This is a genomic window from Sphingopyxis selenitireducens (genome assembly GCF_051550705.1).
Classification (GTDB): Bacteria; Pseudomonadota; Alphaproteobacteria; order Sphingomonadales; family Sphingomonadaceae; genus Sphingopyxis.
Map to the genome: position 1 here is coordinate 1283145 of NZ_JBPULG010000001.1, position 13077 is coordinate 1296221.

The following is a 13077-nucleotide window of genomic DNA, read 5'->3' on the forward strand; positions in this document are numbered from 1 at the left end:
ATGCAGGATCGGGTATGGCGAGCCACAACCAGTATCAGCTTTTCGAAACAGCGGCAGGCGTGGCAGCGATCGGCTGGCAGGGCGCCGCGATCACATGCTTTCGCTTGCCCGCCCCCCACGCGTCCGAAGCCGAACGATCCCTCTTGCGCCGCCTGCCCGGCGCGGCGCGTGCAGAGCCCCCGGCCGGCATCGCCACGGTCGTCGCGGCCGCGATTCGCTATTTCGAAGGCGAGCGGGTCGAGTTTTTCGAGACCACGGTCGATCCGGGCCCGCAGCCACCCTTCTTCGCACAGGTCTATGCTTTCATCCGCACGCTCGGCTGGGGCGAAACGACCACCTATGGCGCTGTTGCACGGGCGCTGGGCGCGGGTCCCGAACACGCCCGCGCGGTCGGACAGGCGATGGCGACGAACCCCGTTCCCCTGATCATTCCCTGCCACCGCGTCATGGCGGCGGGCGGCAAGATCGGGGGTTTCTCAGCGCCCGGCGGCTCGACATCCAAAGCTCGGATGCTCGAACTCGAAGGCGTGCCGATCGCCATGGCGCCGGTTCAGCACGGGTTTGATTTCTAGGCCGCGACCGCCGCATCGCTGTTGTTGGCCGCCGCCTCCAGCATACGCTTTTCCAGGCTCTTTACCCGCGCGGCACTGTCGATCTTGTCGCCCAGCAAATCGGTAACATAAAAGGTGTCGACCGCACGCTCGCCATAGGTGGCGACATGCGCCGAATGCACCGTCACTTTCGATTGGAAGAGCGCATAGGCAAGCTGGTTGAGCAGCGCGGGGCGGTCCTGCGCATTGACCTCGATCACCGTGAATCTGTTGGAAGCCTTGTTGTCGACGAAGACATTGGGGGCGATGGTGAAAGCCTCCGCGCGCGGGCGCGGCAACGCGCGGGCCGTGAGCTTCGGCAGCAGTTTCTGGCGGCCGGCCAGAGCATCCTCGATCGCGCGCGTCAGCCTGACAATCTGTTCGGCCTCCGCAAACGGCCGGCCGAGCGGATCCTGGACGAGGAAATTGTCGAGCGCGAGGCCGTCGCGCGTCGTGTGGATGCGCGCGTCGATGATATTGCCCCCGGCGAGGTGGATTCCGCCGGCTATGCGATAGAAAAGCCCCGCATGATCGGCCGCCAGAACCATCACCAACGTCGCGCCGCGATCATCGTCGGGAACCGCGGCGATATGCAGCGGCGTGTTGCCCGCGTTCTGGATATGGATCAGATTGGCGGCAATGACCTCAACGGGTTCGGCAATCCAATAGCTTTCGGGCAAGCGGCGGGCCAGATTGGCGAAGGTCTTTTCGTCGAGCCGGAGGAGTTCGGCGACCGCTTCCTTCTTGCTGGCGATCCGCACCTCGCGCCCGCGCTGCTTGTGGCCGAGCCGCAGCACCTCCTCCGCGGCGTCATACAGCTCGCTCAAGAGCTGGCGCTTCCAGCTGTTCCACACCCCGGGGCCGACCGCCCGAATATCGACGACGGTAAGGACGAGCAGCAAGCGCAGCCGTTCGGGCGATTGCACCTGCCCCGCGAAATCGAGGATCGTCTTGAAGTCGGCCAGGTCGCGCTTGAACGCGGTTGCCGACATCAGCAGGTGATAGCGCACGAGCCACGAGACGGTTTCGGTCTCCGCGTCGCTGAGCCCAAGGCGCGGACAAACCCGCAGCGCAAGTTCGGCGCCAAGCACGCTATGATCGCCGCCGCGCCCCTTGGCGATGTCGTGGAGCAGCACCGCGACATAGATGACGCGGCGCGACTGGATCTGTTGCAGGATCGCGGTCGACAGCGGATGGTCGTCCTTCAGTCGTCCCTGTTCGATATCGGCGAGCAGACCAATGGCGCGGATCGTATGCTCATCGACGGTGTAGTGATGATACATGTCGAACTGCATCTGCGCGACGACGCGCCCGAAATCGGGCACGAAGCGGCCGAACACGCCGGCCTCGTTCATCCAGCGCAGCACCGTTTCGGGATCGCGCGGGGAGCTCAGCACATCGAGGAACAGCGCATTGGCGCGCGCGATCCGCCGCACCCCGCGCGCGTCGATCAGCTTCGCGTCGTGGCGCGCCTGGCGCATCGCCTGCGGATGGATTTCGAGCCCGTATTTGTCGGCGAGCGCGAAGATTTCGACCAGCCGAACCGGGTCGTCGCGAAAGAAATCATCCGCTGGCAACGCGAGCCGCCCGCGATCGAGAACAAAGCCATTGAGCTTCCCCGGCCGGCGGCGGATCGTCGGCAGAAAGCGTCGCCCGCGTGCCGCAAGCTGGTCGTCGAGATGCGCGAGGAAGGTACCGGTAACGTCTCCGACGCTTTTGGCGTGGATGAAATAGAGCTGCATGAAGCGCTCGACCGCACTTTTTCCCGGCCGCTCGGCAAAATGCATCCGGCGCGCGATTTCGGGCTGGAAGTCGAAGGTCAGCCGGTCCTCGGCGCGGCCCGCGAGGATATGGAGGTGGCAGCGTACCGCGAGAAGGAAATTTTCGGCGCGCTCGAACTGCCGAAGCTCGCGCGCCGATAGCAGTCCGGCATCGACCAGCTCGGGAACGGTGCGGACACGGTGGATGAACTTGCCGATCCAGAACAGGGTGTGAAGGTCGCGAAGCCCGCCCTTCCCTTCCTTCACATTGGGTTCGACGACATAGCGCGAATCGCCCATTTTCTTATGCCGCTCATCGCGTTCGGCCAGTTTTTCGGCGACGAAGGCCCGCGCATTTCCTGCGACGACCTCGGCATCGAAACGCGCGCTTGCCTGATCATAAAGATCGCGGTCGCCCCAGATGAAGCGCGCCTCGAGCAGCGCGGTACGGATCGTCAGATCGTCCTTCGCGGCGCGGACCATCTCGTCGACCGAACGGCTCGAATGGCCGACCTTCAGCCCGAGGTCCCACATCGTATAAAGCTGGGCCTCGATCACCTGTTCGGTCCAGCTGGTCTGTTTGAACGGGGTCAGAAAACCGATATCGATGTCGCTGTGCGGTGCCATTTCCGCGCGGCCATAACCGCCCACCGCGATCAAGGTGATCCGCTCGCCCGCAGATCTGTTGCTGGCCGGATAAAGATGACCAACGGTAAAGTCGTGGCTGAGGCGGACGATCTGGTCGATCAGAAACGCCGTCGCACTCGCGGCAATCCGCCCCGAAGAGGGCCGGGCGAGCAGCCGACGTTCAATCTCTGCCCGGCCGTCGTCGAGCGCCGCCTTGAGCAGCGTCACCATCGCGCGGCGCCGCGCACCGCCATCCTTGCTCTCCGCCGCAATCTCGTCGAGCTCGCCCGCAATGCGGCGCCGGTCGATAATCGCCCGGCGGTCGTCGAGATGAGCGAACAAATCGCTCATGACGCGTCGGTCATCAGGCGTTTGAGCGCGTAGAGCGCCTCAAGCGCGTCGCGCGGTGCGAGCGCATCGGGGTCGATCGCCGCCAGCGCCTCACGCAGCGCATCCTTCGCGGCGGCAGGCGCCGCGGCGAGGGTCGCGGCAAACAGCGGCAGATCATCGAGCCCCGCCGCGAGGCCGCCGGTCGCCTCGCGGCCCGCCTCCAGCTTTGCCAGCACCGCTTCGGCGCGCTTGACGACGTTCGCGGGAACGCCCGCAAGGCGCGCGACGGCAAGGCCATAGCTGCGATCGGCCGGCCCCTCGGCGAGTTCGTGGAGCAGCACCAGGTCGCCCTGCCATTCGCGCGCGCGAACATGGTGGAGCGACAGCGCATCGAGCGTTTCGGCGAGCCGCGTCAGTTCGTGATAATGGGTCGCGAAGAGACAGCGGCACTTGTTCACCTCATGCACCGCCTCGACCACCGACCAGGCGAGCGCGAGCCCGTCATAGGTCGATGTGCCGCGCCCGACCTCGTCGAGGATCACGAAACTCTGCGGGGTCGCCTGCGCGAGGATCGCCGCGGTTTCGACCATTTCGACCATGAAGGTCGAACGCCCGCGCGCCAGATTGTCGCTCGCACCGACGCGGCTGAACAAGCAATCGACAAGACCCAGCTTCGCCGACGCCGCCGGAACAAAGCCCCCCGCCTGTGCGAGGACGACGATCAGCGCGTTCTGGCGCAGGAACGTCGACTTACCGCCCATGTTCGGACCGGTGACCAGCCAGAGGCGATCGTCGGGCGCCAGCGACACATCATTGGGAACGAAACGGTCGCCCGATTTCGCGAGTGCGGCCTCGACCACCGGATGGCGGCCGCCGACGACCTCGAGGCAGGGTTCATCGGCAAGGTCGGGGCGACACCAATTGTGGCTCATCGCATGATCGGCCAGCGCGGCGGCGACATCGATTCGCGCAAGAACATCGCAGCTCGCAGCGATCGCTTCGCGGCGCGCCACGGCGGCTTCGGTCAAGGCCTCCAGATGCGCAGCCTCGGCCGCGAGCGCGTGGACGCCCGCCTGCGTCACCCGGATCGCCGCTTCATGAAGATCGGACGAGTTGAAGCGCACCACCCCGGCGAGCGTCTGACGATGGGTGAAACCCGAATCGGGAAGCATCAGCGCATCGGCATGTTTTGCGGGTACTTCGACATGATAGCCAAGAACGCCATTGTGGCGGATCTTGAGCGAGGCAATGCCGGTGCGGTCGCGATAGCCCGCCTCGAGCACCGCAATCGCCTTGCGCCCGTCGCGCGCGGTTTCGCGAAGCGCATCGAGTGCCGCGTCATAACCCTCGCTGACATATCCGCCCTGCGCCGCATCGACCGGCGGGGTTTCGACGAGCGCCCGGCTGAGTTCATCGACCAGCGCGCCATGGCCGTCGAGTCCGGGAAGCAGGCGCGCGAGCAAAGGCGGCAGATCGGCACGCCGCGCCAGATGTTCGCGCAGCAGACGCGCGCCGCCGAGCGCATCGCGAAGCTGCGCAAGATCGCGCGGACCGCCGCGTCCTGCGACGAGCCGGCCAAGCGCACGCCCCGCGTCGGGTAGCGCACGCAGCGCCGCACGCAACTCGCCGCGCCACAGCGCATCGCGCGCGAGCGCATCGACAAGATCGAGCCGGTCCAGAATCGCGCCCTTGTCGGTGAGCGGGCTCGCCAGATCATCGGCGAGCAGCCGCGCACCCGCGGCGGTCACGGTCCGGTCGATCGTACCAAGCAGACTGCCGTCGCGCGCACCGGTCATCGTGCGAACGAGTTCCAGACTCTCGCGCGTTGCCGCGTCGATCGCCATGCGATCGCCCGACTGGTGGCGGACCGGCGGCTGCAGGAAGATCGGCTGGCCGGTGGCGACATGGTCGAGATAGGCGGCGATCGCTCCCATCGCCGCCATTTCGCCGCGCGAAAAACTGCCAAAGCCATCCAGCGTCTGGACCCCGAACATTGTCTCGAGCCGTTTCTGGCCGGGTCCGCTCGCGAAATCGCCCGCCGGGCGCCTTACGACCTGCCGCACGCTCCAGTCGGGTATGTCGCCCGCCGCGTCGCTGACGAGCAATTCGGACGGCGCGAGCCGCGCGAGTTCGGCATCGACAGCATCGCGGCGCACCGCGACCACCTCGAACCGTCCGGTCGAAATGTCGGCGGCAGCGATCGCCACATCGCCCTCGCTGCCAATTTCAGCCAGCGCCGCAAGGCGGTTGGCGCTGCGCCCCTCCAGCAGGCTTTCCTCGGTCAGCGTCCCCGCCGTAACGAAACGCACGATCGCACGCGCGACGAGCGCCTTCGACCCGCCGCGCGCCTTGGCTTCCGCAGGGGTTTCGACCTGTTCGGCGATCGCAACGCGATGGCCGGCGCGGATCAGGCGGGCGAGATAGGATTCGGCGGCATGAACGGGAACCCCGCACATCGCCACCGGCGCGCCGTCATATTCACCGCGCGAGGTCAACGCGATATCGAGCGTAGATGCCGCGGCCTTCGCATCATCGAAAAAAAGCTCGAAAAAATCGCCCATGCGGTAGAAGAGCAGGCAGTCGCCGGCCTTTTCCTTCAGCGTCCAATATTGCGCCATCATCGGCGTCGCCGCAGGCGCGGACGCGGAGCTGGAGGCTTGGGAGGCACGGGCGGTCGCGGTGGCAGGCATTCGCCCTGCTTAGTGATTGATGGCGGCATGGCAAGGCAGGCAGCGTCGAGATTGCAGGTTACTTTTTGCAGAATGCGACGCTAGGGAACGGGCTTGAACGCACATCCTGTGGTTTTAGGGGATAGAAAATGGACAGTGGTAGCAAGGTGCAATTCTCGGACCGCGAGGCGCTACTCTACCACGAATATGGCCGCCCCGGAAAAATCGAGATCGTCGCATCGAAGCCGATGGCGACGCAGCGCGACCTCAGCCTGGCCTATTCGCCCGGCGTCGCCGTGCCCGTGCTCGCGATCGCCGAGGATCCGGCAAAGGCCTATGATTATACGATCAAGGGCAATCTGGTCGCGGTCATCTCCAACGGCACCGCGATCCTCGGCCTCGGCAATCTGGGCGCGCTCGCATCCAAGCCGGTGATGGAAGGCAAGGCGGTGCTGTTCAAACGCTTCGCCGACGTCGATTCGATCGACCTCGAGGTCGATACCGAAGATCCTCAGGCCTTCATCGACGCGGTGGCGTTGCTCGGGCCCAGCTTCGGCGGCATCAACCTCGAAGATATTGCGGCGCCCAACTGCTTCATCATCGAAGCGGCGCTGAAAGAGAAAATGAACATTCCGGTGTTCCATGACGACCAGCATGGCACCGCGATCATCACCGCCGCCGGTCTCATCAACGCCTGCCACCTGACGGGCCGCGACCTTGCGACGGTGAAGGTCGTCGTCAACGGCGCCGGCGCGGCGGCGATTGCGTGCACCGCGCTGATCAAGGCGATGGGCGTGCGGCATGAAAATGTCATCATGTGCGACCGCAAAGGCACCATCTATCAGGGCCGTACCGAGGGCATGGACCAGTGGAAGTCGGCGCATGCGGTACCGACCGAGGCACGCAACCTGACCGAGGCGCTGGTCGGCGCCGACGTGTTCCTCGGCCTGTCGGCCGCGGGCGCGCTCAAGCCCGAAATGGTCAAGGATATGTCGCCCGCCCCGATCATCTTCGCGATGGCGAACCCCGATCCCGAAATCTCGCCGCCCGATGCCCGCGCAGCACGGCCTGACGCGATCATCGCCACCGGGCGCTCGGACTATCCGAACCAGGTCAATAATGTCCTCTGCTTTCCCTTCATCTTCCGCGGCGCGCTCGACGTGCGTGCGACCGCGATCAACGAAGAGATGAAGATCGCTGCCGCCTATGCGATCGCCGACCTCGCGCGCCAGCAGGTGCCGGAGGAAGTCGCCGCAGCTTATGGCGGGCGCGCTTCAAGCTTTGGTCCCGAATATATCATCCCGTCGCCCTTCGATCCGCGGCTGATGGAAATCGTCCCTGCGGCGGTCGCCCAGGCGGCAATGGACACAGGCGTCGCGCAATTTCCGATCGCCGACATGGACGCCTACCGCACGCGGCTGCGCGCACGGCTCAACCCGACGACGTCGGTCCTGACGCTCGCTTATGAAGCCGCACGCGCCAATCCCAAGCGCGTCGTCTTTGCCGAGGGCGAAGAAGAGGTCGTGCTGCGCGCCGCCATCCAGTTCCGCGACGGCGGCTATGGCATCCCGGTGCTGGTGGGGCGCGAAGGGCTGCACGACAAGCTGCGCGCGATGGGCGTCGCCGATCCCGAAAGCTTCGAGGTCCACAACAGCGTCAATTCGCCGCATGTGCCGCAGATGGTCGACATGCTCTATGAACGGCTGCAGCGCCGCGGTTATCTGCGCCGCGACATCGAGCGGATGGTCAATCGCGACCGCAACATCTTTGGCTCGCTGTTGCTCAAGATCGGTCTCGCCGATGCGATGATCACCGGCACGACGCGTACCTATTCGCAGACGATGCGCGAAGTCCGCCGGGTGATCGACCATGCCGAGGGCAAGACGCCGTTCGGCATCCATGTGCTCGTCGACCAGCATCACACCATCTTCATGTCCGATACGACGGTCAACGAACGGCCGACGGCGGAAATGCTGGCCGATATCGCCGAACGCACCGCGCAGGTCGCGCGGCGCATGGGGCATGAACCGCGCGTCGCCTTCCTGTCCTATTCGACCTTCGGCAATCCGCCGGGATCATGGCTCGACAATATTCGCGAAGCGGTGGCGATCCTCGACCAGCGCCAGCCGGGCTTCGAATATGAAGGCGAAATGGCGCCCGACGTCGCGCTGAACGAAAAGGTGATGAAAAACTATCCCTTCTGCCGCCTGTCGGGGCCCGCGAATGTGCTGGTCATGCCGGGACTGCAATCGGCCAATCTGTCGGCCAAGCTGCTGCGCGAACTGGGCGGCGGCGCCGTCATCGGCCCGATGCTGGTTGGCATGGAAAAGCCGGTGCAGGTTGCCACCATGGCATCGACCGCGTCGGATCTGGTGACCCTCGCCGTCCTCGCAGCGGGCGGGATCGCCCAGTAAACATACCAGTAAATAAAATCGGCGCCCTTGCGGAGGCAAGGGCGCCGATTTTGCTCTGATTATGTTGGCAGACAATCTGCCGACGCGGGCGCCGCGTTCTACTGTCCGGGAGCGCCTGCACCCGGGGCGCCAACGGCGCCGATATTGCCGAAGATATCCTCGAAGAAGCTGCGGCTTCGACCCAAGGTCGGCGTCTTGTCGCCCGACGGGCTCAGCTTGCTGACGAGTTCGATTCCGGTGCGATCGACCGCAACGACATTACCGGCAGGATCGAAACGAACCCGCAGCACCTGCTGCGAGATCGGGCGCGGCTTGGCAAAAGCCAGCTGGCGCGTTTCGCGCGACACATAATAATATTCATTGTTGCTGAACTGGCCGACGAAAGTCGGGCGGCCGAGCGTTTTTTCCACCGACTCGCGATTGTCGACGCCGACCGAGACCGAATCGGTCAGCACAGGGTCGACAATATAGCCCTGCCGGCCTTTGAGCTGCGAACAACCGCTCGCGGTCAGCGCAACGATCAGGCCGAGGGCGATCAGGCGCGCGCGCGGGGCGGAAAGCGAAAGGATCGAAGTGGGCATAATTATCTCCATAGCGCCTGTCCGCCGCGTCTCCCGGCGGTCGGCGCTGGCTCTCGCGCCTCTTAACCGCAAGCGCCCGGCGCGCACAAGCCGCTTGTGCCGCGACAAAGCTTGCCACAAGCTGACCGGCGGGCCTTTTCCGCCGGCCCGAATGCGACTAAGCGAGGCCCTATGTTCTCACTTGGCAAATTGTTCAAACCCGGCCCCGACCCGCGCGAGGCGCGCCGTCCGCTGTGGAACGCCGTCGTCGCCACCGCGCGCGCGCCGCACTGGTATGTCGAAGGCACCGTCCCCGACACGCTCGACGGGCGGTTCGATATGGTCAGCTTGATCCTCGCGCTCGTCCTGCACCGGATCGACGATGCCCCGTCACACGGCCTCGCGGGGGTCGAACTCACCGAATTGTTCGTCAACGATATGGACGGCCAGATGCGCCAGATCGGGTTCGGCGACATGGTCGTCGGCAAACAGATCGGCCGGATGGTCGGCGCGCTCGGCGGCCGGCTCGGCGTCTATCGCGCCGCCGACGGGTCCGACGAACTCAGCGCCGCGCTGGTCCGCAACCTGTGGCGCGGCAACGCCCCCGCCGCATCGGGACTCGCGCATGTGATGACACAGGTCGCCGCACTGCGCCGCGCCCTCGCCGCCACGCCGGTCGAGACGCTCATCGAAACCAATAGCCTCCCCGGACCACCGACATGAACGACGCGCCCGAATTTTCGCATATCGTGACGCTGGGCGACGCTGCGCATGGCCGCCCGATCACGCTGGAAGCCGACGCCGACGCCCGCGCGCGCATTGCCCGGCGGCTCGACCTTGTCGAACTCGGCGAATTTGTGGTGACAGCCGAGGTTCGGGCAATTGCCGGAGGGATCGCGGCCAAAGGCGAAGTGCGCGCGAAGCTCGTCCAGCGCTGCGCTGCGACCGATTTACCCGTTCCCGCGGCACTGACAGAGACCTTCGACCTTCGCTTCCTGCGCAACGTGGATGCGGCGGCTGACGATATGGAAGAGATTGAGATCAGCAGCGAGGATTGTGAAACGCTGCCGCTTGAAGGCGACCGTATCGACCTCGGCGAAGCAGCGGTGCAGACATTGTCGCTCGGTCTCGACCCCTTTCCGCGTCACCCCGATTCCGCGCGCATCCTCGCCGAAAAGGGCGTGTTGAGCGAGGAGGCGGCTGGCCCTTTCGCCGCGCTGGCCAAATTGCGCGGCGACAAACCCGCTTCCTGAACGGCTCCCCCTAGCGGTCGCCTTCCTTCATCTGGTCCTCGCCCAATGCTTTGGCCAGCCCGGCAAGCTGTTCACCGATCACACTGTCGACGGCGGGGGCGATGTCGCCGACCTTGAAGTGCATATAGCCGCCGACGACATAGTCGAAGCGGATCGACGAGCCGGTCGGTATTTCCTTGATCTGGATCGTCAGCGTCCCTGACAGCGCCTCACCTTGAAGCGGCCCGAAGGCGCCCGACAGACGCAGCATCTGATTTGGCTGAGCGAAGAGGATACGCGCGTGCTGGACGCTGCCGGGCCTGCCCCCACTGTCGGGGAGCTTTTCGCAGAAACAACCGCCGGCTTGCGAATCCAGCCAGAAATTGGCGGCGTCGCCTGACCAGCTATGCTCTTTCGACCACCATTTATCCGGCCTGCGAAGCAGCTTCCACACGTCGGCGGGGGTCGCGGTGACCTCGACCGTATGCGCAACGGTGAAGCCGATCTCGCTTTGATCGACGACCTCCGCCGCGGCAGGCGACGCCGGCAGCGCTATGCCGGTCAACGCAGCCACTGCGGCGTATATTCTGCTATCCATGGCCACTCCCCTTTGCCGCCAATGTAGGCAGCGCGGGAAATGGTGACTAGTCTGCGGTGGCGGCTGCGAGAATGGTTTCGATCGCGTCGTTGACCTGATCGATCGGCGCCATGCCGTCGACATGGGTTACGATCCCACGCGCGTCATAGATCGGCAGGATCGGCGCGGTCTTGGCGCGATATTCGGCCATGCGCGTGCGCACCGTTTCCTCATTGTCGTCGGGACGGCGCTTGAATTCGTCGCTGCCGCAAACGTCGCAAACATTGTCCACCTTGGGGCGCTTGTAACGGTCGTGATAGCCGGCGCCGCATTTCGCGCAGGAGAAGCGTCCGGTGATGCGATCGACCAGTGCGTCTTCCTCGACCTGCAGCTCGATCACATGATCGAGCTTGCGGCCACGGGCGCTGAGGATTTCGTCGAGCGCGTCGGCCTGTGCTGCGGTGCGCGGATAGCCGTCGAAGATCACCGATACGTCAGAGCCCAGCTCATCGAGGCGTTCGCCGATCAGGCCCGAAACAATAGCGTCAGAGACCAGTTCGCCCGCGTCCATCACGGCCTTCGCCTGCAGACCGATCGGCGTTCCCGCCTTGACCGCAGCGCGCAGCATGTCGCCGGTCGACAGCTGGACCATGCCATGCTCTTCTTCCAGACGCACTGCCTGCGTTCCCTTGCCCGCCCCCGGCGGACCCAGCAAAATGATATTCAGCGTCATGGAAGCCCCTATACCCTGCCCTGCGCGTTGTCCGTAGCGGGCACCTTAGCGCCGCGCAACGCCGCCCTTCAATTTGGCCTTCTTGATCAGATCGCCATATTGATGCGCGAGCATGTGGCTTTGAATCTGGCTGATCGTGTCGATGGTGACATTGACGATAATCAAGAGGCTGGTGCCGCCGAGCTGGAAAGGCAGGCCCGACTGCGCGATGAAATATTCCGGCACCAGACAGATCGCCGCCAGATAGGCCGCGCCAAGCACCGTGATGCGGGTCAGCACGAAATCCAGATAGGCCGCGGTATTCTTGCCCGGACGAATCCCCGGAATGAAACCGTTCTGCTTCTTGAGATTGTCGGCGGTTTCTTCGGGATTGAAGACGACCGCGACATAGAAGAAGCAGAAGAAGATGATCCCCGCGGCATAAAGCGCCATATAGAGCGGCTGGCCGTGCGCGAGATACTGGTTGAGCGTGATCAGGAAATCGCCGGTCGCGGTATCGCCCTGAACATTCTGCCCCATCATCTGGGTAATCGTCAGCGGCATCAGCAGCAGCGACGACGCAAAGATCGGCGGAATGACGCCCGCGGTATTGACCTTCAACGGCAGATGGCTGCGGTCCGCCTGCATCACGCCACGCTGGGTCGCGCGCTTCGGATATTGCACGAGCACGCGGCGCTGCGCCCGCTCCATGAAGGCGATAAAGGCGATAACAAGGATCGCGCCGCCAATAACGGCGAAGACCGTGCCGCCGCCCATCGATCCTTCGCGGACCTGCGTGAACATCTGCGAGAAGCTGCGCGGCAGCTGCGCGAGAATGCCCGCCATAATAATCAGCGAAACGCCGTTGCCGATGCCGCGGCTGGTGATCTGTTCACCCAGCCACATCAGGAACAGGGTGCCGCCGACGATGCTGATCACGGCACCAATGCGGAACAGCATCCCGGGATCGACGACCGCCGCAATCGCCTGGCTCTGGCCCAGCGATTCAAGACCGACAGCGATGAAATAGCCCTGGATCGCGGTCAGGCCGACGGTGCCATAGCGCGTATACTGGTTGATCTTCTTGCGCCCGCTTTCGCCCTCTTTCTTGAGAGCTGCGAGGCTGGGCGACAGCGCGGTCGCCAGCTGAACGACGATCGACGCCGTGATATAAGGCATGACGCCGAGCGCGATGATGCTCATCCGCTCCAGGCTGCCGCCCGAGAAAGTGTTGAAAATATCGAGAACGCCGCCCGAGGCCGCCTGGCTGTACAGCTGCGACAATGCCACGGGGTCGACGCCCGGCAGTGGCACATAGGACAGGAAGCGGAAGACGATCAGCGCACCGATCGTGAACCAGATGCGGTTCTTGAGCTCGGTCGCCTTGCCGAACTTCGAAAAATTCAGATTGGAAGCAAGCTGGTCGGCGCGAGAGGCCATGGTGATCTTTCCTCAGTGGGCGGACCGCGCCCCCCGCGATCCGGCGCCTATGTGCGTTCGCTCGGCGCGAAGCGCAAGGGGAAAGGCCCATTTTTGCCATGTCGCGGGGGGGGGGGGGCCCCCCCCCCCCCCCCCCCCCCCCCCCAACCCGGGGGGCCCCCCCCCA

The 13077-nt window shown here is 64.8% G+C and carries 10 protein-coding genes; 4 read left to right on the top strand and 6 right to left on the bottom strand.

Translation table 11 applies throughout. From position 1 onward, the window contains the following. Window positions 1–14 precede the first annotated feature (14 nt). Complete coding sequence (locus ACSYDV_RS05865) at window positions 15–572, top strand: methylated-DNA--[protein]-cysteine S-methyltransferase (protein ID WP_438322801.1); 558 nt, start codon at window positions 15–17, stop codon at window positions 570–572. Here ACSYDV_RS05865 and ACSYDV_RS05870 read toward each other — a convergent pair. After that, window positions 569–3328 (bottom strand): [protein-PII] uridylyltransferase, encoded by a 2760-nt coding sequence (locus ACSYDV_RS05870; protein WP_438322802.1) that lies wholly within the window; start codon window positions 3326–3328, stop codon window positions 569–571. The two genes, ACSYDV_RS05865 and ACSYDV_RS05870, sit on opposite strands and share 4 nt — an antisense overlap. Next, the gene (gene mutS / locus ACSYDV_RS05875) at window positions 3325–5997 is read right to left on the bottom strand and encodes a DNA mismatch repair protein MutS (RefSeq protein ID WP_497198768.1); all 2673 of its coding nucleotides are present in this window, start codon (window positions 5995–5997) and stop codon (window positions 3325–3327) included. The genes ACSYDV_RS05870 and mutS overlap by 4 nt, the downstream gene beginning before the upstream one ends. Window positions 5998–6125: 128 nt before the next feature. Between mutS and ACSYDV_RS05880 the strand changes: the two genes are divergently transcribed. Further along, window positions 6126–8390 (top strand): NADP-dependent malic enzyme, encoded by a 2265-nt coding sequence (locus tag ACSYDV_RS05880; protein ID WP_438322803.1) that lies wholly within the window; start codon window positions 6126–6128, stop codon window positions 8388–8390. Window positions 8391–8488: 98 nt separating this feature from the next. Here the strand turns inward: ACSYDV_RS05880 and ACSYDV_RS05885 are convergent, their stop codons facing one another. Beyond that, entirely contained in the window at window positions 8489–8971 is a 483-nt protein-coding gene (locus tag ACSYDV_RS05885) for an outer membrane protein assembly factor BamE (RefSeq protein WP_438322804.1), read from the bottom strand. A 171-nt stretch (window positions 8972–9142) separates the two neighbouring features. Here ACSYDV_RS05885 and ACSYDV_RS05890 point away from each other — a divergent pair, with 171 nt between their 5' ends. Together ACSYDV_RS05890 and ACSYDV_RS05895 are read left to right on the top strand one after the other, a co-directional pair. Then, a complete protein-coding gene (locus tag ACSYDV_RS05890; RefSeq protein ID WP_438322805.1) occupies window positions 9143–9673 on the top strand; it encodes a ubiquinol-cytochrome C chaperone family protein in 531 nt (176 codons plus the stop codon). Next, a complete protein-coding gene (locus tag ACSYDV_RS05895) occupies window positions 9670–10203 on the top strand; it encodes a YceD family protein (protein WP_438322806.1) in 534 nt (177 codons plus the stop codon). The genes ACSYDV_RS05890 and ACSYDV_RS05895 overlap by 4 nt, the downstream gene beginning before the upstream one ends. Window positions 10204–10213: 10 nt before the next feature. Here the strand turns inward: ACSYDV_RS05895 and ACSYDV_RS05900 are convergent, their stop codons facing one another. The 3 genes from ACSYDV_RS05900 to secY are packed head-to-tail and all read right to left on the bottom strand — an operon-like array spanning window position 10214 to window position 12911. Then, window positions 10214–10780, bottom strand: a complete 567-nt coding sequence (locus tag ACSYDV_RS05900; protein ID WP_438322807.1) for an SRPBCC family protein — start codon at window positions 10778–10780, stop codon at window positions 10214–10216. Between the two features lie 46 nt (window positions 10781–10826). Continuing rightward, the gene (locus tag ACSYDV_RS05905; protein ID WP_438322860.1) at window positions 10827–11486 is read right to left on the bottom strand and encodes an adenylate kinase; all 660 of its coding nucleotides are present in this window, start codon (window positions 11484–11486) and stop codon (window positions 10827–10829) included. A 51-nt stretch (window positions 11487–11537) separates the two neighbouring features. Beyond that, window positions 11538–12911: a preprotein translocase subunit SecY gene (gene secY, locus ACSYDV_RS05910; RefSeq protein WP_438322808.1), complete on the bottom strand. Its 1374-nt coding sequence runs from the start codon at window positions 12909–12911 to the stop codon at window positions 11538–11540. Window positions 12912–13077: the final 166 nt, after the last annotated feature.

Excerpts from the sequence above, each read along its gene's own strand:
- ACSYDV_RS05890 (WP_438322805.1), top strand. The coding sequence starts at position 9,143 with ATGTTCTCACTTGGCAAATTGTTCAAACCCGGCCCCGACCCGCGCGAG.
- ACSYDV_RS05900 (WP_438322807.1), bottom strand. The coding sequence starts at position 10,780 with ATGGATAGCAGAATATACGCCGCAGTGGCTGCGTTGACCGGCATAGCG.
- ACSYDV_RS05870 (WP_438322802.1), bottom strand. The coding sequence starts at position 3,328 with ATGAGCGATTTGTTCGCTCATCTCGACGACCGCCGGGCGATTATCGAC.
- mutS (WP_497198768.1), bottom strand. The coding sequence starts at position 5,997 with ATGCCTGCCACCGCGACCGCCCGTGCCTCCCAAGCCTCCAGCTCCGCG.
- ACSYDV_RS05895 (WP_438322806.1), top strand. The coding sequence starts at position 9,670 with ATGAACGACGCGCCCGAATTTTCGCATATCGTGACGCTGGGCGACGCT.
- secY (WP_438322808.1), bottom strand. The coding sequence starts at position 12,911 with ATGGCCTCTCGCGCCGACCAGCTTGCTTCCAATCTGAATTTTTCGAAG.
- ACSYDV_RS05880 (WP_438322803.1), top strand. The coding sequence starts at position 6,126 with ATGGACAGTGGTAGCAAGGTGCAATTCTCGGACCGCGAGGCGCTACTC.
- ACSYDV_RS05885 (WP_438322804.1), bottom strand. The coding sequence starts at position 8,971 with ATGCCCACTTCGATCCTTTCGCTTTCCGCCCCGCGCGCGCGCCTGATC.
- ACSYDV_RS05865 (WP_438322801.1), top strand. The coding sequence starts at position 15 with ATGGCGAGCCACAACCAGTATCAGCTTTTCGAAACAGCGGCAGGCGTG.